This window comes from Xanthomonas sp. MUS 060, assembly GCF_000963215.1.
Taxonomy (GTDB): domain Bacteria; phylum Pseudomonadota; class Gammaproteobacteria; order Xanthomonadales; family Xanthomonadaceae; genus Xanthomonas_A.
In genome coordinates, this window is the sequence record NZ_JZIM01000002.1 from 129,349 (window position 1) to 149,990 (window position 20,642).

A 20,642-nucleotide genomic window follows, 5' to 3' on the forward strand; every position below is an offset into this window, starting at 1 on the left:
CAACATTTCGACCATTACGTAAGGAGCGTGACGGTGGCGTGTAGTATCACGCCGATCAGGCCGCCGACCAGGGTGCCATTGAAACGGATGTATTGCAGGTCGCGGCCGACGCTCAATTCCAATTGATCCACCAGATGGCGCTCGTCCCATCCCTTGACGGTTTGCGCGATATGCGTGGTGACGCTGTTGCGCAGGCGCTGGGTGAGTTGTTCGGCGCCGTCGAGCAGATGCTGGTTGAGCGCCTCGCGCAGTGCGCCGTCCTGGGCCAATGACTGGCCCAGGGTGCCTAGTGCGCTGCGCAAGTGTTGCGCCATTGCGCCATCGGGACGCGATAGGTCCTCGTGCAGGCTGGCATGGATCTGGCCCCACAGCCCTTGCACATAGTCCTGCACATCGGGGTGTTCGATCAGCCGCTGCTTCAGCGCCTGGACCTTGGTGGCGATGGCCGGATCGGTGCGCAACTGCTGCACGTAGCCGCTGAGCCAGCGCTCGTAATCCTGGCGCAGTGGATGCTGCGGCTGCGAGAGCACCTCCTGCAGTTCCTCCAGCAGCGCCTGCGCCAGACGCTCGGCCAGACTATCGGCGATGCCCTCCACCGGCTTCACCCACGCGACCGTGCCGACCAGCTTGGGCCATTCGCGCCGTGCGTATTTGACGATCATCCTCGATACGCGTTGTTTGACCTGGGCATCGTTCAGGTGCTCGCCGAGCCGGTTCAATGCTTCGTCTAGCAGTCTCTGGCGGCGCCGGTCGGCGGTGAGCAGGCCGAGAATCTCGCCGACAGTGGCGGTGGCATCCCATTCGTGCAGCCGTGCCACGACGAAGCTGTGGATGCGGCGTCGCACTGCGGCTTCGTCGAGTAGATTCAGCGCTTGTAACGCCCAGCCCCGCGTCAGTTCGGCGAGTTTGCCTGCCTGCGCTGGTTCGGCCAGCCAATGGCCTAGCCGCGCCGCAGGATCGAATGCGTTGAGTTTGGCGAGCAGTGCGCCATGCTCCAGAAAGTGATCGCGGACGAACACGGCAAGGCTATCGGCAATGCGCGTCTTGCCGTGCGCGATGATGGCGGTGTGCGGAATCGGCAGGCCCAATGGATGTCGAAACAGCGCCACCACCGCAAACCAGTCGGCCAGCGCGCCGACCGTGGCGGCTTCGCAGAACGCACCGATCCAGGCCCAGGCGCCGTGCATGCCCATGGCGTGGCTGAGCAGGAAACCGCACAGCATTGCCAGTAACAGCAATACGGCCAGCCGTTTCATCCGCCGCAACTGCGTATGGCGTGGATCGGGAGGCGAGGGGAGATCGGAAGAGACGCTCATGCCGGGTTAGTGTACGCAGCGCTGGGGCAAGCGGGTTTGATTGCAGTGTTTTCATTTCCCGGCGATGCAGTCGATCCATGGGCGTGCCATGCGTTTGGCTCGGGCATTGTTCGATGTAATGGGGGAACGTGAGTGCATACGCTGTCCTTGCGAAAGGCAACAGTAGATAGATGCAGGATCAGCCCAGCGCGTCCAGCGGCCTGACGAACTCCTGGCCCAGCGCCTGCGCCACCGCACGGTGGGTGAGCTTGCCGGCGTGTACGTTGAGGCCGTTGCGCAGGTCCTGATCGTCGCGCAAGGCCTGCACGCCGTGTTCGGCGAGCAACAGCACGAACGGTAGGGTGGCGTTGGTCAGCGCGAAGGTAGAGGTCCGGGCGACCGCACCTGGCATGTTGGCCACGCAATAGTGGACGATGCCATCGACGTTGTACGTCGGCTGCTCATGGGTGGTTGCATAGCTGGTCTCGAAGCAGCCGCCCTGGTCGATCGCCACATCCACCAGCACCGAGCCTGGCCGCAGCAGCGCCAGTTGCGCGCGCGAGACCAGTTTGGGCGCGGCAGCGCCGGGGATCAGCACCGCGCCGATCACTAGATCGGCATGCGGCAGACAGTGTTCGATGGCATCGTGGGTGGAATACAGCGTGGTCAGTTGCTGGCCGTAAAGTTCGTCCAGGTATTTGAGCCGTTCCAGCGAGCGATCCAGCACCGTCACCCGCGCGTGCAGGCCCATCGCCATGCGTGCGGCATTGATTCCGACCACGCCGCCGCCGATCACCAAGACTTGCGCCGGCTTCACCCCGGGCACGCCGCCCAGCAGTACACCGGAGCCGCCCTGGGCTTTTTCCAGCGCGTGCGCGCGCGCCGGCCTGGATCGCCATGCGTCCGGCGACCTCGCTCATCGGTGCCAGTAGCGGTAAGCCGCCGTGGCCATCGGTGACGGTTTCGTAGGCGATGGCGGTGCAACCTGAGTGCACCAGCGCGGCGGCCTGCTGCGGATCCGGCGCCAAGTGCAGATAGGTGAACAGCAGTTGCCCTGGACGCAGCATCGCGCATTCTGCTGGTTGCGGTTCCTTGACCTTGACGATCATGTCGGCCTGCGCGAACACGCTGGCTGCGTCCTCGGCAAGCTGCGCGCCGGCGCGTTCGTATTCGGCATCGGTCAGGCCGATGCTCTGACCGCCGCCACGCTGGACCAAGACGTGGTGTCCGTGCAATACCAGTTCGCGGACTCCGGACGGGGTCAGCCCGATCCGATATTCATGGTTTTTAATCTCTTTCGGAATGCCGACCAGCATGAGTGGTTCTCCAAGTGGACGCAGCGCGTGGGGAGCGCGGCTGGGTGGTTGGGTGAACGGTCAGGGCGTGCTGCGGATTATCTCCGCCAGCACAGAAAACATGCGTTCGATGTGCGTGTGCTCGACGATCAACGGTGGCGACAGCGCGATGGTGTCGCCAGTGACGCGGATCAGCAAGTCGCCTTCGTGGAAGCAGCGTTCGAAGATGTCGTAGGCACGCACGCCGGGCGCGCCCTCGCGCGGGGCCAGTTCGATCGCACCGATCAAGCCGAAGTTACGGATGTCGATCACGTGCGGCAAGCCACGCAGTGCGTGGATGGCTTGTTCCCAGACCATGCCGAGTTGTATCGCCTTGTCGAACAGGTTTTCTTCCGCATACGTATCCAGTGTCGCCAATGCCGCAGCACAGGCCAGCGGATGGCCGGAGTAGGTGTAGCCGTGGAACAGGTCGATGGATCCTGCCGGACCATGCGCGAAGGCGTCGTGGATTGCGTCCGACACGAATATAGCGCCCATTGGCACGCATCCGTTGGTCAGACCCTTGGCGGTGGTGATGATGTCCGGCACCACGCCGAAGCGTTGCGCGGCGAAGGCGTTGCCGATGCGACCGTAGCCAGTGATGACCTCGTCGAAGATCAACACGATGCCGTGTTTGTCGCACAACGCGCGGATGCGTTGCAGGTAGCCTTGTGGTGGCAGTATCACGCCGGCCGAGCCGGAAATCGGTTCGATGATGAGCGCGGCGATGGTGGAGGCGTCGTGTAGTGCGATCAGACGTTCCAGGTCGTCGGCCAATTCAGCGCCGTGCGTTGGCAGGCCGCGCGCGAATGCGTTGCGCTCAATGTCCAGCGTATGTCGCAGATGATCCACGCCAGGCAGCAGCGGGCCGAACCCTTTGCGATTGTTCGGCAGCCCGCCGACCGAGATACCACCGAAACCGACTCCGTGATAGCCCTTTTCGCGACCGAGCAAGCGCGTGCGCTGGCCCTCGCCGCGTGCGCGGTGATACGCCAGTGCGATCTTCAACGCCGTATCCACCGACTCGGAGCCGGAGTTGGTGTAGAAGACATGGTTGAGTCCTGGTGGCGCCAATGCCACTAATCGCTCGGCAAGCACGAACGGCAGTGGCGAGCCCATCTGGAAGGTGGGCGCGAAATCCAGCGTGGCGATCTGCCGGGCCACCGCTTCGACGATGCGTGGCCGTGCATGACCTGCGTTGCAACACCAAAGCCCGGCGGTGCCGTCGAGAATCTGGCGTCCATCCACACTGCGGTAATACATGCCCTCGGCCGAGGCCAGTAGCCGCGGCCGTGCCTTGAACTGACGGTTGGCCGTGAATGGCATCCAGAACGCCTCTAAATCCCGTGGCATCTGTGTGGCGTCGTGGTCGCACAGCGGCTGGGGTGGAAGAGTGGACTGAGGATGCATCGCAGGCTCCACGCGAAGGACGTTGAAAAAACTTTACCTCATGCCGGTACCGCGGGAGCGCACCAATTAGAACGGCTAACGGTCCTGCGCGACTTGGCCTATCCTGCGTCAGACCATGGTCATCGCCGGGCATGGCCTCGCCGACCTCACGGACAGGTCAGGCAGTGGCGGCATCGGCCCTTTGTCGTAAGATCGCAGACGCAGTGGGGAGGCTTGCTCAAAATCAAAAGGAGAGGTCACGCGCGATGAGCCAGGACACCGACGATCACGACGATCACAGCGACAATCCCTATCGCCCGCGCACGCCGGGCATGGCCTCGCCGACCTCACGGACAGGTCAGGCAGTGGCGGCATCGGCCCTTTGTCGTAAGATCGCAGACGCAGTGGGGAGGCTTGCTCAAAATCAAAAGGAGAGGTCACGCGCGATGAGCCAGGACACCGACGATCACGACGATCACAGCGACAATCCCTATCGCCCGCGCAAACTCAACGTGCGCGATCCGCTGCACGATCTGCAGCTCCTGCGCGATATGGCCATCATCAATGCGCGGGTGCGCGCCGAGCTTGGGCCGCTGCCACCTGGCGGATTGCCGGTGGAACCCAAGCGTAAACCCACGCGGCAACAGCACCTGCCTGACGCCGCATCCGCGCCCCATCTCCCCGAGGACGACCCGATGAAACTGCAACACCTTGCCGCCACCGCCATCATGCCGCTGGCCCTGACCGCTGCGGGCTGCTCCAAAGGCATCGCGCGATCCGCTGCACGATCTGCAGCTCCTGCGCGATATGGCCATCATCAATGCGCGGGTGCGCGCCGAGCTTGGGCCGCTGCCACCTGGCGGATTGCCGGTGGAACCCAAGCGTAAACCCACGCGGCAACAGCACCTGCCTGACGCCGCATCCGCGCCCCATCTCCCCGAGGACGACCCGATGAAACTGCAACACCTTGCCGCCACCGCCATCATGCCGCTGGCCCTGACCGCTGCGGGCTGCTCCAAAGGCATCGATGTATGTCGGCAATGACGGTGCCACCGGTCACCTCAATCCACATCCGGTCAAACGCTACGAAGTGATTGCCACCTCACATGCGCCGGGGCCGTGGGATTCGATCAAGGCGTATATCGGGTATGACGTCATCAATGAGAAATGCGTGCCGCTGGCTCGGTTTCTTGGTGTGCGGCAGATGCCTAATACCGGACTCGATGTTCCCATGACACAGGTGGACGATCACACGTGGAAGGGATATTTCTACCGCGACGCCTTGCTGGACGAGGATTATTTCAAGCTTGGCGTGTGCCACTGGGATGTCACGAGTGTAGGTGTCAGCGCAAGAGTGAAAGGTGTAACGTTCGGCTGGGGCGGTATGTTGGTGGAACTCCTACATGACAGTCCTGAGACGAGTTATTTTAAGAAGAGCGTGTATGGGGATACTTCTTTCGCTCCCTATGGCGCGCCTGACTACTCTCCCCTTCGTCCTGAATACAAACAGAGCCCGAGTGATTTCTTTCCAGTCACCGTTGCTGTCAAGGAAGCCAAGCCATGAATCCTGCCGATCAAGCGCGCGCCGATGCGGCCATTGATTCCTATAGAAACCGTTCGCAGGGCGATGTCGGAAATAATAGCAAGTACGTGTTCCTTGAAGGAAAAAAACACCAAATTTTTGGCTACGCGAACGACAATATTACCGGATTCCACGCGACGGCCTATCAAAATATCGCGACTGGTGACATCATCATTGCTTACCGTGGCACCGACACGGCTTTATTTACCGGCGAGACCAAGGCGGAAAAAGCGCAGCATGCGCTCACCACCCTCCAGGACATCGCCGTCGATGCCACGATGGTGCGCGATGCCGTCAACCCGCAAAAAGCCGCCGCCGATGCGTTCACCGCGCAGATGCTCGCCAAGGCGGCCAAGCAGGGCATTCCCAAAGACCAAGTGACCGTCGCCGGTCACTTTCACCGCGCAGATGCTCGCCAAGGCGGCCAAGCAGGGCATTCCCAAAGACCAAGTGACCGTCGCCGGTCACTCCCTCGGTGGCGCACTGGCGCAGATCGAAGCGGCGGAATTCGGCCTGGCCGGCTCCACCTACAACGCCTACGGCGCGGTGAGCCTACGCCACCACGTGCCGGAAGGTGGCACGGCGGTGACCAATTACGTCCTGGCAGGTGATCCGGTGAGTGCGGCCAGTCGGCATTACGGCACGGTGGTCGGTGGCGCACTGGCGCAGATCGAAGCGGCGGAATTCGGCCTGGCCGGCTCCACCTACAACGCCTACGGCGCGGTGAGCCTACGCCACCACGTGCCGGAAGGTGGCACGGCGGTGACCAATTACGTCCTGGCAGGTGATCCGGTGAGTGCGGCCAGTCGGCATTACGGCACGGTGGTGACTCTCTCTGGCGACGCCAGAAAATGTGCAAGCGCTCAAAGACGCGCACTACCTCGACGTCAGCCACGGCGCATCGTCACCCAATCCGCTGCGGGCGATGCGTATGGGCGATCACAGCGGCACACACTTCACTGGCCCGCGGAGCGTGCTGTCCCCGGAGAGGCTGGCGCAGCTCCAAGCCAACTACGCGCACAACAAGGCCGCCTTTGACCATTTTCGCCAGGAAATACACCAGGACCGCGAGCTACTGAACATGGCCCTGAATCCTGGCGCGACTACCGCCATGGCGGCGAAGTTGGAAGCACTGGCTGTGCAGGTGCGTGCCGAACATGCCTACGCGGCCAGTGGTCCCGCTGTCGAACGCGTCATCAATGTGGCCGAACATGCTGCCGGCCAAGCTTACGAGACCGTCACCCATCCAGGGCAGTGGTTCGGTCAGAGCGCGGGCGATCACAGCGGCACACACTTCACTGGCCCGCGGAGCGTGCTGTCCCCGGAGAGGCTGGCGCAGCTCCAAGCCAACTACGCGCACAACAAGGCCGCCTTTGACCATTTTCGCCAGGAAATACACCAGGACCGCGAGCTACTGAACATGGCCCTGAATCCTGGCGCGACTACCGCCATGGCGGCGAAGTTGGAAGCACTGGCTGTGCAGGTGCGTGCCGAACATGCCTACGCGGCCAGTGGTCCCGCTGTCGAACGCGTCATCAATGTGGCCGAACATGCTGCCGGCCAAGCTTACGAGACCGTCACCCATCCAGGGCAGTGGTTCGGTCAGAGCGCGCCAGCAGCGTCCACGCCACATCCCGCCGTGGACAGGCAACAGGCGCAGCAACACCAAGCGCCGCATTTGGTGCAGTCCCCCACGCATGTACATGCACCACTTCCTCCACGCCACATCCCGCCGTGGACAGGCAACAGGCGCAGCAACACCAAGCGCCGCATTTGGTGCAGTCCCCCACGCATGTACATGCACCACTTCCACAGCACAGCACTGCTGCCCCGGAAAAATCGGTTAGCGTGGACACGCAGGAACAGGCACGCATCGCGCAATTGCAGCAGCAGGAACAGCAAGCGCAGGCAGCGCGCGAGCAGCAACATCGCCTCGCGCAGCAACACGCGCAGTTGCACCGCCAAGCCATGGGTGCGCAGCAACGCGAACACGACCAGCGCCACAGCCAAGACACCCGTTCGCATCAACACGAACAGCGTCAAGCTAGCGAGGCGATGTTGCACACCCCGCCAGTGGCGCACGCACGCACCACAGCTCCCGCTGATCGCACCACAGCTCCCGCTGATGACGGCACATCCCCTGGAGCCTGGCGACCGCAGCGTCGCCGTGCAGTCAGTCCTTGCAACAACATTTGCAGACCATCGGTGCCACCGACCACGATGGCAAGGCCATCCAGGACGACAAGCACTACGGACCCCGCACCCAACAGGCGGTGGAGAACTTCCAGCGTTGGGCTGGCCGTGAGCCGACCGGTATCGCCGACCCAGGCACGCTCGAAGCGCTGCAAACGCATGCCCAGTTCGCCGCGCGGCAGAAGACACAGGACCTTGCCACCGACCGCCATTTGGCCGATCACGCCCAGCCTGCACTCTCCCACTCGACCGATGCCGTCGCCGAGCGTCCGGCCCAGCCTCGCCCCGACAGACCATCGGTGCCACCGACCACGATGGCAAGGCCATCCAGGACGACAAGCACTACGGACCCCGCACCCAACAGGCGGTGGAGAACTTCCAGCGTTGGGCTGGCCGTGAGCCGACCGGTATCGCCGACCCAGGCACGCTCGAAGCGCTGCAAACGCATGCCCAGTTCGCCGCGCGGCAGAAGACACAGGACCTTGCCACCGACCGCCATTTGGCCGATCACGCCCAGCCTGCACTCTCCCACTCGACCGATGCCGTCGCCGAGCGTCCGGCCCAGCCTCGCCCCGACCTCCCTCGCCACTGCGCAGCAACAAGCCGCACCCAAGGCGCTGGAACCCTACAGCAGCCCCAATTCCCCGTTGCGCGCGCTCTACGCGCAGACCAAAGCCAACCTGGAAAAGAAGGGCATCTCGATGTCCGAGGAACGCCTGCACCAGGTCGTCGGCGAGATGGCGCTCTACAAAATGAGCCCAGGCGGGGATAATCATTTAGTCCCCAAGGGCGATACGCTCTATGTCTGCGATCTCAAGGTCCCCTACACGCACTTCATGGTGGACCTGCGCGAGCCGGCGCCGTCGGTGCAGTCCACGCTCCAACAGGTGCAGACCCAGCAGCAGGTACAGGAAGCAGAGTTGACGGTCATGCTGCAGCAGCCAAAATACGAGCATTCGTATGGCCGATAGCCAGACGGATGGCATGATCGCCTCTGCACGCGACACACGGAGATTGCGCCTTGTTCCATCAAGGCTCACTACTTCGAAAAGCAGCTGCTGACTGTGTTGCAGGTTCTGCGGCTCGCGCTGGGCGGCATGTCAGCGCGTGAGGTTTTCCGCACGAGGCGCGCGGAGTTCGGCCAAGGTCTGGATGTGCTGGAAGATGCGCTATCCGAGCAATAGGAGTGCACGGATTTCATGTAAGACCAGCGCATCCACGCGGTGCTGCTGTTTACGGCGACGCAGTCGCTGATGGAGTCCTTGATTGACATGCCACGCCCCCGGCGCAGCGCGCCGGAGGCATGGGGGTGGTCATCAGTAGGTGTAACTCAGGGTCAGCATGTACACGCGTCCGGTTTCCACGTAGGCACCGTCGGCGCCCGGGTCGTAGGCCATGTATCGGCTGGACTTGCCCTGGGTTTCGTAGAAGGTCGCGGAATTGAGCAGGTTCTTGGCTGCGATTCCCACATCGATACCGTGCGGCAGGTGGTAAGTCGCGGTGAAGTCCAGCGATTTGACCGGTTGCAGGTAGTAGTTCAGTCGGTCGCTGGTCAGGCCGAGCAACTGCAGGCCGGTGTAGTTGTAGCTTAGGTCGGCACGCAGGCGGCTGTCGTCGTAGAACAGATCCAGGTTGTAGATACGTTCCGGTGCGCGCGGCAGCCAGGTTTTTTCCGGTTGATCGCTGCGCTTGCTATCGGCGGCGCTGTGTTGCAGCGTGAGGTTGGCGCTGACTCCGAAATTGCTCCACATGCCCGGCAGATTCTGCAAGCGCTTGCTGCCGTTGAACTCCACACCGTACAACTTGGCCGTGCCGCCGTTCTGCGGCATGGTCACCGGCACGCCGTTCTCGAAGGTGGTGCCGGTGGGGACCAGGCCGCCGAGCGTGTTGTCGTTACTGGTGGCCGATTGCGAGGTGTAGATGAAGCCGTTGATGCGCTTGTAATACGTCGATGCGCTGAGAACGCCGCCGTTGTGATCGTAGAACTCGGCAGACAAGTCGAGGTTGTCGGCCGTGCTCGGTTGCAGATTGGGATTGGGCTTGGAAATGCCGATGACTTTCTGATTGGGGTCGATCGTATAGACGGTTTCGCCGGAGATCAGGCCGAAGGCCGGACGGCTGAGGCTGCGACGCAGCGAGGCGCGGTAGACGGTGAAGTCGTCCGGGCGATAGTTCAAATTGATTCCCGGCAGCACTTCGGCGTAGGTACGGCCAGCGCCGACGAAGCGGCCGGTGTTGCCATCGCCGTTGGATTGCCAGGAATCGGCCGAATAACGCGTGAGTTCGTAGCGCACACCGGGCACGATGCTCAGTGCGCCGAAATGCAGCGTGGCCATCGTGTAACCGGAATAGATCGCTTCGGTGCTCGATGTGGTATTGGCGTTGTAGTCGTTAGGCGTATAGGCGCCCGCGCCGGCCGGATCGTTGGCGTACTTGTAGGGCACCGCCTGCGCCAACACCCAGTCGCGGTCCAGGATCTTGAACGGACCGTGGTAGTGACCATCGAAGGCGTTGTAGGTCAGCCGTCCCGGCAGCGCGCCCAGCGGCGGACCACCCGCGTTGGGGAATACGTAGTTGGGGCCGCCGAAATACGGGCCGTTGTAGATGAGGTTGCCATCCTTGTGGAAGAACGGATGATCGTAGGCGCCACGGTCGGAGTGGTCCACGGCCAGTCCGGTCTTGACGTTGTCCAGTACGTCGCCATCCACACGGTAGGTGATGTCGGTGTGCGCATTGATGCGATTATCGTGGCTGCCGGCGTCATGCCCCTGGGTTTTCCAGAACAGCGAGGAATTCAGGTTGTAGAAAAAGTCTTTCAGGTTCTGCGGGCTTTGCTCGATGCTCGGATACGTCGTGTCGCTGAGATCGAAGGCGAAGCTGCCGGGGGTGAAGCCGTACAGGCTCGCCGATACATAGTCTGGACGGCTGCGCGTGCCGCGTCCGAACGAGGTGCCGTAGTCGAAATGCAGACGGTCCAGTGTGGTCTGTCCGCCCAGTTGCAGCGTCGCCAGCGTCTCGTCGATGTCGTGGGTATTGAAGTAGCCGCCACGCACTGCCGTGGGTTGATTGTTCACCGTTTCCAGGCGCGCGCTGGATTGATCCTGCTGCCCGGTGACGCTGTAGTTGCCGTAGATGGCGCGTGCATAGAGCGCGCTGTTTTCGCCCTGCCAGTCGAAGCCGAGATTGGCGCCGTAACGTTTGATCTGGCTGGTGTAGATGCTGTACTTGTAGCGGGTGTCGATCAGCGGGCCGACATTGCGCAGGTCGCTGGCGTTGGCTTGGCTTGGGTCCAGCGGGACATATTTGCTATTGGGCGCAGGTGCCTGCGCCATATTGTTGTTGTTGCCGTAATACGCCGAGGCATACAGGCCGAAGGCATGGTCTTCGCCGAATTTCCAGGCCAATTCCTGCTGCAGCATGCCGCCTTTGTCTTTGCCGCCGAGTTTGGACGCCAGCGCATTGAGTTGACCCTGTGCGGTGGTCTTGCCGTAGAAGTCGCCGCTGAAATCGAAGGCGCTCGGAGTGCGCATATCGATCGCCCCGCCAGTGGCGTCGCCCGGCATATCCGATGTCGGCGACTTGGACACGTTGACCGACTGGATGCCGAACGGCGCCAACATGTTCAGCGAGATCGCACGGGTGGAGGAGTCGGTTTCGGGCATGCTGAAAACGTTGAGGGAATAGGCGTTGTAGCTGGCGTCCAGGCCGCGGATGCTGACATACGCGTTCTCGCCAGTGGTGGCCTGGCCCAGGTGCATATCGCCGCCCTGCCAGTCGAAGCCGAGATTGGCGCCGTAACGTTTGATCTGGCTGGTGTAGATGCTGTACTTGTAGCGGGTGTCGATCAGCGGGCCGACATTGCGCAGGTCGCTGGCGTTGGCTTGGCTTGGGTCCAGCGGGACATATTTGCTATTGGGCGCAGGTGCCTGCGCCATATTGTTGTTGTTGCCGTAATACGCCGAGGCATACAGGCCGAAGGCATGGTCTTCGCCGAATTTCCAGGCCAATTCCTGCTGCAGCATGCCGCCTTTGTCTTTGCCGCCGAGTTTGGACGCCAGCGCATTGAGTTGACCCTGTGCGGTGGTCTTGCCGTAGAAGTCGCCGCTGAAATCGAAGGCGCTCGGAGTGCGCATATCGATCGCCCCGCCAGTGGCGTCGCCCGGCATATCCGATGTCGGCGACTTGGACACGTTGACCGACTGGATGCCGAACGGCGCCAACATGTTCAGCGAGATCGCACGGGTGGAGGAGTCGGTTTCGGGCATGCTGAAACCGTTGAGGGAATAGGCGTTGTAGCTGGCGTCCAGGCCGCGGATGCTGACATACGCGTTCTCGCCAGTGGTGGCCTGGCCCAGGTGCATATCGCTATTATAGGAGGACAAGCCGGGCAGATGTGAGACCACGTCGGCGATGCCGCCGGAGGGGATCGCGTCGATCTGTTGCTTGCTCATCACGCTGTTGACGCCGGTGGACATGCGTTGTTCGTCCAGCGATCCCGGTGCGGCGGCTTGCGCGGCCTGCACGTTGACCGAGTCCAGCGTCGTCGTGTTGCGGTCGCTGACTTCGTCCGCATAGGCTGGTACGGAAAGCGCCAGCGCGGTGGCGATGGCGCAGGTCAAACGACCGAGATGCTGCATCTGTTGCATGTTGAAGACTCGTGGGGTTGGAAAAGAAACGTCTGCGTCCGCCTGCGCGCACACGGCGACAGACGCGCAATCGCTCAAGCTTTCCATCGCTTTATTGAGGATGCGCGCTGTCTTCGCTGTGCTGTTGCGTGGCTGATGTCGATCAGTGGCTCAGATCGACGCCTTGGCAGTGGGTGTTCGGCAGTTGCGGATTGCAGCGCGCGACCATGTGCTCGCCGAAGCGCACCACATAACCGGAAGCGGCGGGCTCGTGATCGGGAAAGTCGGTGCTGAGCAGTTGCGCGCCGCTGGCTAACATGGCGTCGCGACGCGCGGTGTCCCCGTGCTCGGCTTCTTTCAGGTCCGCATCGGTCCGGGTGCGGACCAGATAACCGGCTTTGACCAGGCGTGCGATCTCTTCGGCACTGCCATCATTACGCTCGATAAAGGCCGCATCGGCCTCGCCGGGCACCGCATTGGTGAAGCACATCCGGCCGCGCAACACCGGATGGCCGGACAGATAATCGTGGCCGACGCTGCTTTGGTCGAACAGGAACACGACCTTGCCGCGCGCATCGTCCAACGACGGCCAGCCGTGGGCCAGGATCGCGGCATTGAGCGTGGGCGCCTTGCCACGTACCTGATCGGGGCTGATGTATTCGCCGGGCTTGAAGACCGAGCGCAATTCGCGATCCAGCGCATCCAGCGCGGCGGTATTGAACGGTTCCGGCTGGACCGTCGGGAACGCCAGTTGCATGGGCGATTCCTTGGTTTCCAGCAGGATGAAGATCGGCACATGCCCAGGATGCTGTTTCGACCAGGCACGCACTTCGCGCAGGCAGGCCACGAGGGGTTGGCAGGTGCTGCGTTGGTCGAGGTCCTGGATGTGCAGCACCTTGAAACCCGGACGTTCCATCACCCCTGGCGGAGCGAAGGCCGGCGCCGGCGGCAGCCCGGCCTTGGCGATCTGTTGGATGAGCGCCGGGTGCGCGTAGCGCCCGCCCTTGGCGTCGGCATAAATGTCCAGTTCGAGCTGCCGCACACCGTCGTCCAGTTGCTGGGTCAACGGTGGATGACGGTAGTTGAGTGTCGCAAACATCGCCGGATCCATGCGCTGCAACAGCGTGGCTTCGCTAGGCGCGAATCCGGCGTGGTAGCTGTTGTGGCTGCCGATGTATTGCAATTCGTTGAGTTTTGGCGCCGCCTGCAACGCCATCGGCGCGGCGGCGGCGAGCAACGCGATCAGCATGCGGGTCAGCGCTGTGCGCTGCGGGCGTGGCGTGGCGGAGGCGGTGCGATCGGACAACGGCGACAACGATGTAAAAGAACAATGAGCGTGCATGCAGCAATACAAGATAAAAATTCATTAACATCATCACAATCTTGCTTGACGCTATTCTTTCTCCATTGTTTCAGTGTTGTGTAACGCGGGCCGCGTTCGTCGGTACGGTTTGGCATCGCCGGTCATGATGGTCGCGCCTGGACCACCTTGCAGAACCGCCGCGTGACGCCGACCTGCAAGGTTTTCCGGCTTGTCGATGCAGTCCAGCGGATCAGGGCGAGGAGGTTTGTTTCAATGCAAATGCCAGTAACCGTGCCTGAATACGTTCGCCGGTCGTGCGTGGGCTGTCCAGCGCCATGCGCTGCAGGCAGGCGAGATCTGCGTCTTGGTGCGTCAGCAATGCCCGCGCCAGCATCAGTACTTTCGCCCCGGTGCTGGCGGTGCGTTCTTGCAGCCAGCTCAGCGCACGCAACAGGCGTTGTTCCACCTCGGTGAAGTCGCTGCCCAGTGGATAGTCGGGCAAGGTGCCGTCGGCGCGGAATGGCGCTAGCGCCTCGCGCACGCGCGCGGCACGCTGGCGCTGCCAGTGCGGCGGCGCCACGAAGTCGGCCGGCAGTTTGCCGTGACGCTTGGCCGCGGCCAGCAGCGCCGGTTGCGCTTGCGCGTCGGTGATCCCCAGCATCGCGGCGATGCAGTCCTCGTCGGTCGATCCGCGCAGGTCGGCGATACCGTACTCATTGACGTAGAGATCGCGCAGATGGCGCGCGATGGTGGTGTGGCCGTAGTTCCAGCGCACATTGGAATGCGTCGCGCCGCCGTCGCGGCGGGTGGCGCGGAACATCAGCACGCTGCGCGCATCCTCCAGTGCATGCGCCATGGCGACGAAGTTGTACTGACCACCGACGCCGGACACCACGCGGCCGTCGTCCAGCCCATCGGACACCGCCGCGCCGAGTGCGGTGACCATCATGCAGGAGTTGAAGAAGCGCGCCTGCCGTCGCTGCAAACGACGCAGCGCTTCATTGCCATAGAGCTGGTTGATCTCGCTGATGCGGTGCATGCCGATTCCCGCGCGTGCTTGCCGGTCCATGTCGCGCAGCCAGGCGTAGAAGGCGGGTGAGCCAAGATAGAACGCACCTTGCAGGTATTGACCGTCGCGTTGCAGCCGCTGTAGATCCTGCGCATCGGCGCTGCCGTCGGCCACGCGTTGCATCAGTGCGGTGTCGTCGAGCACCTTGCGGCGGATCACCCCGCATTGGACCAATTGTCGGAAGCCTTCGTTGAGCATCTCGCTGCACCCGAACAGGCCAACCGAGAACGGTGCCAACCCGCCGCAGGCGCGGACCGTCGGATGCTGTTCCAGTGCGGGATCCAGCGCTGCCAGCACTTGTCGATAGCGTGCGTTGTCGGTATGTCGCAGCACCAGCGCGTGGCATAGCGCATCGGCCAGCGTGCCGATGCCGATCTGCAACGTGCCGCCGTCGCGCACCAGGGTGCTGGCATACAGGCCGATGGCGTAGTCGGTATCGGCCACGGGATGTCGCGGCAGCCCGAACAGCGCCGGGTATGGCGCTGGCGGCGTCAGCACCAGATCGAAGAACGCAGGGTCCACCGCGGCGCTGCCGCCGATCCACGGCAATTGCGGATCGACCTCGGCCACCAGCAGCGGCCGTGGCAAGCCGCGCCGTTGCAGTGCGTCCAGCGTGTCCTGGGTGATGTCGGTATTGCAGGAGAACGACAGGTTATTGCCGTCGGGTGCACGCGCGACCTTCTGCACGATCAGGTTCGGTGCGCGTTGCGCCACCGCGTCGGCGGCGTGGGTGTAGTTGAGGCTGGTGTAGCGGCGTTGTGCCTGGGTCGAGCGCAGCAACGCGCCGGACTGCATGTAGAACTCTTCCACTTGAATATGCGCCGGCAGCGCGTCGCGGCGCAGTGCTTCCACGTACTTGAGTCTGGGGAAATCCTCGCCGAAATGGCGTTGCAGGAATGGCCGTGCGAAGCGCCCCTGCAGGCCGCCTCCGGGTGCTGGCGGATGCAACGACAGCGCGGTGTAGAGCTGCATGGGCCGCGTGGCATCGGCCTGGATCCGCGTGTATAGCGCGTTGAGCAGGCGGTGCGGTTTGCCCAGGCCCAGCGGCGCGCCGATCCGCAGCGGGCCGGGGATGCGTTGCAGGATCAGCTCGACAGCGGCGCCGAGATCGTCGAGGTGGTCGGTCATCGCGATAGCTTAGGCGAGGGTCGCTGAGCGTGCCCGCATCGGATGACGAAAGTGCTTGACAATAGATCCGTTTACTCATGTAATCGATAAAAATTACAGGCGTAAATGTATGTCGATCAGCGAGGCGGAAGCCGTGGTCATGGAAGTGCTGTGGGAGCGGCACCCGCTCAGTGCCGAGGAGGTGTTCGCGGCGTTGTCGGGGCATGGTGGTTGGGCCGAACCCACGGTCAAGACCCTGCTCAACCGATTGCTCAACAAGGGTGCGATCCGTGCCGACAAAAAAGGCCGGCGTTATTTGTACACGCCGCTCTTGCAGCGCGCGCAATGGGTGCAGCAACAGAGCGAAGGTTTGCTCGAGCGCCTGTTCGGTGGCCGCATCGCGCCGCTGGTGGCGCACTTCAGCGAACGCGGCAAGCTCAGCGATGCCGATGTCGCCGAACTCAAACGACTGATCCAGGAGCTGGACGATGAGCATTGAAGCAATCGTGACAAGCATTGCCACGACGGCGTTAGCCGGCAGTGGGGCGATCGTGGCGGTCCTGGCATTGCGCGCACCAATGCGGCGTGTCTTCGGTGCCGGCATCGCCTATGCGTTGTGGATCGCGGTGCCGCTGGCCTCGCTCGCCACGCTGGTGCCGGGCCGGTGGCATCTCTGGCTGCCGACGGCTGTGGCCGTGGCGATGCCGACCGTGCGGGTGGGCACTCCGCACGCCGTGGCGGATGCGTCCGCCGCCGCCGCATCGCTGGCGACGGGAGCCGGCGCGGTCTGGTTGGTGACGCTCTGGACGTTGGGCATGATGGCGATGGCGGCGCTGCTGTGGCGGCAACAGCGCCGTTATCGCCGCAGCCTGGGTCGTTTGCAGCCGAGCGAGCCGGGCGTGTCGATCGCGCAACATGCGCTGCATGGTCCGCTGGTGCTGGGTGCGTGGCGACCGCAGGTGGTGCTGCCGGCGAACTTTGCCGAGCGCTATCGGCCACAGCAGGCGCAGTTGGTGCTGGCGCACGAACGCATGCACATCGCCCGTGGCGATACGCGCTGCAATCTGTTGTTGGCGGTATTGCGTTGCGTGTATTGGTTCAATCCGTTGTTGCATTGGGCGGCAACGTGCTTCCGCGTCGATCAGGAACTGGCCTGCGATGCGGCGGTGCTGGCGCGATATCCGTCCTCGCGCCGCAGCTATGCCGAGGCGATGCTGCAGACACAGTTGGATGCGGCCGCGTTGCCGGTCGGTTGCCATTGGCAGGCGGGCGCGCTGCTGCGGCAACGTATCGTGTTGTTGCAGCGGCCAGCCGTGCGCGGCTGCCGGCGCGGTGTCGGCATTGCGGTGGTCGCGGTGCTGGCGCTGGGTGGTTGCGTCATGGCGCTGGTGTTGCCCTCCAGTGTGCCTGCCACCGCCATGGCCCGCGATGTGCCGCTCGTTGGCGTGGTGAAAGACACGCTGGATCGGCCTGCGCCGCTTGCGGCGCAAGGTCAGGCGGTGGCGGACGCCATCAAATGGTTTCCCTCGGCGCGCTTCATGCCCCCGCCGCACTATCCTGAAGCGGCCATCCGCGCTGGGATTTCCGGCAAGGTGATGTTGCTACTCAAGGTGGATGCGATCGGTAAAGTCCGCGCTGTGCACGTGCTCGACCACGGCAGCGGTAGCCAGGCGCTGGATGATGCCGCAGCCACCGCAGCTTGGAAGTGGCGTTTCAACCCGGCCATGGCGCATGGTCAGGCGCTCGCTGCCATGTTGCGGGTTCCCGTCACTTTCGAGCTCGACATGGATCCGGTGCCCGCGCCGGCCAGTGTTGCCAATGCCGGGGATTATCGCTGGTATCGGTTGGGCGAAGATGCCGGCAAGCAGGTGGCGGATTTGTGCGACAAGTTGACGCCAGACACGCGCGCTCGCGCGGCGTTGCCGCTGTGCGGCATGACCAGGGCGCAGCGATGAGCGCGCCGTGGCTGCTGCTGCCGTTGCTGACGTTGTGCCTGGTTGGATGTGCCAGCCATGTTCCGCGCGCGCCGGTGCAACCGTCGCAACGCCTGGCCTCGGTGGAGCAGCAGATGCTGGACAGCCGCGTGCCCGCTGCTGCCGGTGCGGCGCAGGTGCTGCGCTATCAGATGCAGTCGCAGCAGGTCTTCCGCATGCCTCAGCCGCTGCGCACGCCGACGCCGCAGTTGCCTGCCGATTCGCCACGCCGCAGTCTGGCGCCGACCATGCTGTGCGTGCGGGTGATCTTGTCCGCACAAGGTGCGGTAGAGCGCAGCGAGCCGCTGAATGATCGTCCAGAGTGCAGCGCGGGGGCGCAGGCGGAGATGGCCGATCTACAGCAGGCGGTGCGCGAGGCGGTCGCTGCTTGGCGCTTCGTGCCGGCGGCGATCTGCACCTATGCCGATCCGGCGCAGCAGCCGGCAGTGGAAGGACGTTGCGACGATGCCGCGTCGGTGAAGGAAGTGCCGGTAACGCTGGCGTATGCGTTCACGTTCGCGGTGCGCGAAGGCAAGGCTACGGTGCGCAGCGGGCGCATGCAGCGCGCTGGCGCACATTGAACGCGCACGCGCTGCGGCTAATCCAGCCGATGCAGCGCATTGGCGATGCGCGCCACATCCTCGCTCTGGTGGCTGACGTACAACAGTGGCAGGCGCATGTCGTCGCGCACGCGTTGCAGGTAGGCAATCAGTGCGTTGCGGCGTTCGGCGTCCAGCGCGCAGAGTGGTTCGTCCAGCAGCAGGATCGCCGGCTGCGCCAGCAAGGCGCGCCCGATGGCCACGCGCTGCGCTTCGCCGCCGGACAAGCTGTCCGGTCGCCGTGCCAGCAACGCGCCGATGCCGAGCAGATCCACGACGCTGTCCAGCATGAAGCGCGGCGCCTGCGCGCGGTGGTGGCGTCCATAGTCGAGATTGCGGCGCACGTCCATGTGCGGGAACAGGCGCGCGTCCTGGAAGACGTAGCCGATGCGGCGTCGGTGCGCGGGCAGGTCGATGCCGTTGGCGCTGTCGTAGAGCACGCGTCCATCCAGGACGATGCGCCCGCTGCGTGGACGCAGTACGCCGGCAATCGCGTTCAATACGCTGGTCTTGCCGGCGCCGGATGGGCCGATCAACGCGATGGCGCGTGCCTGTTCTTCGATGCGCACGTGTCGCTCGAAGTGCCCGCGTTGCAGGTGCAGGTGCAGGCTCAGCATCGCGCTTGGCGTTCGTTGCGAAGACGACTCATGCGTCCTGCTCCGGTGCACGTTGGCGCTGCACCAGCCATTCGGATACCAGCAGCGCGGCCAGCGAGATCGCCAGTGCCACCATCGCCAGCCGCCAGATGCCGGTCTCGCCACCGGGGACCTGCAATAGGCCGTAGATCGCCGAGGCAAGGGTCTGGGTTTGCCCGGGAATATTGGCGACGAAGGTAATGGTGGCGCCGAATTCGCCCAATGCCTTGGCGAAGCCGAGCACGCTGCCGGCGACCACGCCCGGCCACGCCAGCGGCAGGGTGATGCTGAAAAACACTCGCCACGGTCCGGCACCGAGTGTGGCGGCGGCCGCTTCCAGGTGTCGGTCAGTGGATGAGAACGCCAGGCGGATGGCGCGCACCATCAGTGGAAAGCCCATCACCGCGCTGGCCAGCGCCGCGCCGGTCCAACGGAACGCGAACTGCACGCCCAGGTGCGCGAACAGCCAGGCGCCGACGGGTCCATGCAGACCGAACACGTTCAGCAGCGCATAACCGGTGAGGACCGGTGGCATCACCAGTGGCAGATGCAGCAGCGCATCCAGCAGCGCTTTGCCGGGAAAACGGCGACGCGCCAGTAGCCAGCCGCAGGCTACGGCGAAGGGCAGGCTCGCCAAGGCCGCGACCAGTGCGACCTTCACGCTCAGTGCGATGGCGGCCAGTTCTTGCGTAGTGAACGCGAACAAGGGCGGACTCAGTGCGCCAGGGTGAAGCCATGGCGGCGGAAGATCGCCTGCGCCGGTGGCGTGCTCATCCAGCGCACGAACGCGCTGGCGGCCGGCTGCTGCGTGCTGGCGCGCAGCGGTGCCACCGGATACACGATCGGCGCGTGGCTCTCGGCGGGGAATGTCGCCACCACCCGCACCGTTGGTTCGGCCTGCGCATCGGAGCCGTACACGATGCCCAGCGGCGCCTCGCCGTGCGCGACCAGCATCAGCGCACTGCGCACGTTGTCGGTTTCGGCCAGACGCGCGTGCACGCTATCCCACTGGCCGAGTGCGCGTAGCGCGGCGCGTGCGTACTTGCCCGCCGGCACGCTCTCGGTCTGGCCCACCGCCAGACGTCCCTGCGCGCCGAGCGCGGTGGCGATGGCGCCGGGCTTGCGCAGGTCGATCTTGACCGCACTGCCCAATGGCGACACCAGCACCAGGGTGTTGCCGAGCAAATTGCGGCGTTGCGTCGGATCGATCAGCCGGTGTTGCTGCAGCTCGTCCATCCATGCCTGATCGGCGGAAACGAACACATCCGCTGGCGCGCCTTGTTCCACCTGCCGCGCCAGCGTCGAACTGGCTGCATAGGCGACCTGCACCGGGATGCCGGTGGCGTGCTCGTAGGCGGTGGCGACCTCGTCCATGGATTCCTTCAAGCTGGATGCGGCGAACACGGTCAACGGGGTTTGCGCCGACACGGGCGCGATGGCGCGCGTGATCGCGATGAGCGCGCACAGACACAGTAGGTGGCGTCGCGTCATGGGCACGGGAAACATGCCGATGGTGTCGCGGCGGTCACGTCAGCCAG

Annotated in this window: 17 protein-coding genes and 2 pseudogenes; 7 read left to right on the forward strand and 12 right to left on the reverse strand. The window is 63.8% G+C overall.

The window, feature by feature from the left end; all coding sequences use genetic code 11:
* Nucleotides 1–14: 14 nt before the first annotated feature.
* The 3 genes and pseudogenes from XANALMUS060_RS03680 to XANALMUS060_RS03690 form a co-directional block, all read right to left on the reverse strand.
* Nucleotides 15–1,256, reverse strand: a complete 1,242-nt coding sequence (locus XANALMUS060_RS03680) for a DUF445 family protein (protein ID WP_045737198.1) — start codon at nt 1,254–1,256, stop codon at nt 15–17.
* A 238-nt stretch (nt 1,257–1,494) separates the two neighbouring features.
* A pseudogene (gene ald / locus XANALMUS060_RS22975) lies at nt 1,495–2,611 on the reverse strand (alanine dehydrogenase).
* 60 nt (nt 2,612–2,671) lie between these two features.
* Nucleotides 2,672–3,982 carry an aspartate aminotransferase family protein gene (locus XANALMUS060_RS03690; protein WP_235430333.1) on the reverse strand — a complete coding sequence of 437 codons (1,311 nt, stop codon included), beginning with the start codon at nt 3,980–3,982 and terminating at the stop codon, nt 2,672–2,674.
* 302 nt (nt 3,983–4,284) lie between these two features.
* Here XANALMUS060_RS03690 and XANALMUS060_RS03695 point away from each other — a divergent pair, with 302 nt between their 5' ends.
* Together XANALMUS060_RS03695 and XANALMUS060_RS03700 are read left to right on the forward strand one after the other, a co-directional pair.
* Nucleotides 4,285–4,905 (forward strand): hypothetical protein, encoded by a 621-nt coding sequence (locus tag XANALMUS060_RS03695; protein WP_152640376.1) that lies wholly within the window; start codon nt 4,285–4,287, stop codon nt 4,903–4,905.
* Between the two features lie 140 nt (nt 4,906–5,045).
* Nucleotides 5,046–5,582 carry a hypothetical protein gene (locus XANALMUS060_RS03700; RefSeq protein WP_045737201.1) on the forward strand — a complete coding sequence of 179 codons (537 nt, stop codon included), beginning with the start codon at nt 5,046–5,048 and terminating at the stop codon, nt 5,580–5,582.
* A 218-nt stretch (nt 5,583–5,800) separates the two neighbouring features.
* On the opposite strand, the gene XANALMUS060_RS20465 is transcribed toward XANALMUS060_RS03700, so the two are convergent.
* Nucleotides 5,801–6,028, reverse strand: coding sequence for a hypothetical protein (locus XANALMUS060_RS20465; protein WP_235430335.1), 228 nt, complete (start codon nt 6,026–6,028; stop codon nt 5,801–5,803).
* A gap of 22 nt (nt 6,029–6,050) precedes the next feature.
* Between XANALMUS060_RS20465 and XANALMUS060_RS21770 the strand changes: the two are divergent.
* Nucleotides 6,051–6,248 (forward strand): annotated as a pseudogene (locus tag XANALMUS060_RS21770) (hypothetical protein); the annotation flags it as partial.
* Between the two features lie 954 nt (nt 6,249–7,202).
* Here the strand turns inward: XANALMUS060_RS21770 and XANALMUS060_RS03720 are convergent.
* Together XANALMUS060_RS03720 and XANALMUS060_RS20935 are read right to left on the reverse strand one after the other, a co-directional pair.
* Nucleotides 7,203–7,631, reverse strand: a complete 429-nt coding sequence (locus XANALMUS060_RS03720) for a hypothetical protein (protein ID WP_152640377.1) — start codon at nt 7,629–7,631, stop codon at nt 7,203–7,205.
* Between the two features lie 8 nt (nt 7,632–7,639).
* Nucleotides 7,640–8,017 carry a hypothetical protein gene (locus XANALMUS060_RS20935; RefSeq protein ID WP_045737206.1) on the reverse strand — a complete coding sequence of 126 codons (378 nt, stop codon included), beginning with the start codon at nt 8,015–8,017 and terminating at the stop codon, nt 7,640–7,642.
* A 315-nt stretch (nt 8,018–8,332) separates the two neighbouring features.
* On the opposite strand from XANALMUS060_RS20935, the gene XANALMUS060_RS21780 reads away from it, so the two are divergent.
* Nucleotides 8,333–8,764: a hypothetical protein gene (locus XANALMUS060_RS21780; RefSeq protein ID WP_045737208.1), complete on the forward strand. Its 432-nt coding sequence runs from the start codon at nt 8,333–8,335 to the stop codon at nt 8,762–8,764.
* 345 nt (nt 8,765–9,109) lie between these two features.
* On the opposite strand, the gene XANALMUS060_RS03740 is transcribed toward XANALMUS060_RS21780, so the two are convergent.
* From XANALMUS060_RS03740 to XANALMUS060_RS03750, 3 genes are all read right to left on the reverse strand, one after another.
* On the reverse strand, nt 9,110–12,439 hold the full coding sequence (locus XANALMUS060_RS03740) for a TonB-dependent receptor (protein WP_082064885.1): 3,330 nt from the start codon (nt 12,437–12,439) through the stop codon (nt 9,110–9,112).
* Nucleotides 12,440–12,581: 142 nt separating this feature from the next.
* Nucleotides 12,582–13,760, reverse strand: a complete 1,179-nt coding sequence (locus XANALMUS060_RS03745) for a phosphatidylinositol-specific phospholipase C1-like protein (RefSeq protein ID WP_045737209.1) — start codon at nt 13,758–13,760, stop codon at nt 12,582–12,584.
* Nucleotides 13,761–13,971: 211 nt separating this feature from the next.
* Nucleotides 13,972–15,918, reverse strand: a complete 1,947-nt coding sequence (locus XANALMUS060_RS03750; protein ID WP_045737210.1) for an acetyl-CoA hydrolase/transferase C-terminal domain-containing protein — start codon at nt 15,916–15,918, stop codon at nt 13,972–13,974.
* Between the two features lie 109 nt (nt 15,919–16,027).
* On the opposite strand from XANALMUS060_RS03750, the gene XANALMUS060_RS03755 reads away from it, so the two are divergent.
* From XANALMUS060_RS03755 to XANALMUS060_RS03765, 3 genes are read left to right on the forward strand one after another with little or no spacing between them, the layout of a single operon-like run.
* On the forward strand, nt 16,028–16,396 hold the full coding sequence (locus XANALMUS060_RS03755) for a BlaI/MecI/CopY family transcriptional regulator (RefSeq protein ID WP_045737211.1): 369 nt from the start codon (nt 16,028–16,030) through the stop codon (nt 16,394–16,396).
* Nucleotides 16,386–17,852: a TonB family protein gene (locus tag XANALMUS060_RS03760; protein WP_045737212.1), complete on the forward strand. Its 1,467-nt coding sequence runs from the start codon at nt 16,386–16,388 to the stop codon at nt 17,850–17,852. The genes XANALMUS060_RS03755 and XANALMUS060_RS03760 overlap by 11 nt, the downstream gene beginning before the upstream one ends.
* Nucleotides 17,849–18,451, forward strand: a complete 603-nt coding sequence (locus XANALMUS060_RS03765) for a hypothetical protein (protein ID WP_045737213.1) — start codon at nt 17,849–17,851, stop codon at nt 18,449–18,451. The genes XANALMUS060_RS03760 and XANALMUS060_RS03765 overlap by 4 nt, the downstream gene beginning before the upstream one ends.
* A gap of 17 nt (nt 18,452–18,468) precedes the next feature.
* On the opposite strand, the gene XANALMUS060_RS03770 is transcribed toward XANALMUS060_RS03765, so the two are convergent.
* Genes XANALMUS060_RS03770 through modA form a run of 3 tightly spaced genes read right to left on the reverse strand, consistent with a single transcriptional unit; the run spans nt 18,469 to nt 20,595 of the window.
* The gene (locus XANALMUS060_RS03770; RefSeq protein ID WP_045737214.1) at nt 18,469–19,086 is read right to left on the reverse strand and encodes an ATP-binding cassette domain-containing protein; all 618 of its coding nucleotides are present in this window, start codon (nt 19,084–19,086) and stop codon (nt 18,469–18,471) included.
* Between the two features lie 28 nt (nt 19,087–19,114).
* Nucleotides 19,115–19,810 carry a molybdate ABC transporter permease subunit gene (gene modB / locus XANALMUS060_RS03775; protein WP_045737215.1) on the reverse strand — a complete coding sequence of 232 codons (696 nt, stop codon included), beginning with the start codon at nt 19,808–19,810 and terminating at the stop codon, nt 19,115–19,117.
* Nucleotides 19,811–19,818: 8 nt separating this feature from the next.
* The gene (gene modA, locus XANALMUS060_RS03780) at nt 19,819–20,595 is read right to left on the reverse strand and encodes a molybdate ABC transporter substrate-binding protein (RefSeq protein ID WP_082064887.1); all 777 of its coding nucleotides are present in this window, start codon (nt 20,593–20,595) and stop codon (nt 19,819–19,821) included.
* Nucleotides 20,596–20,642 lie beyond the last annotated feature (47 nt).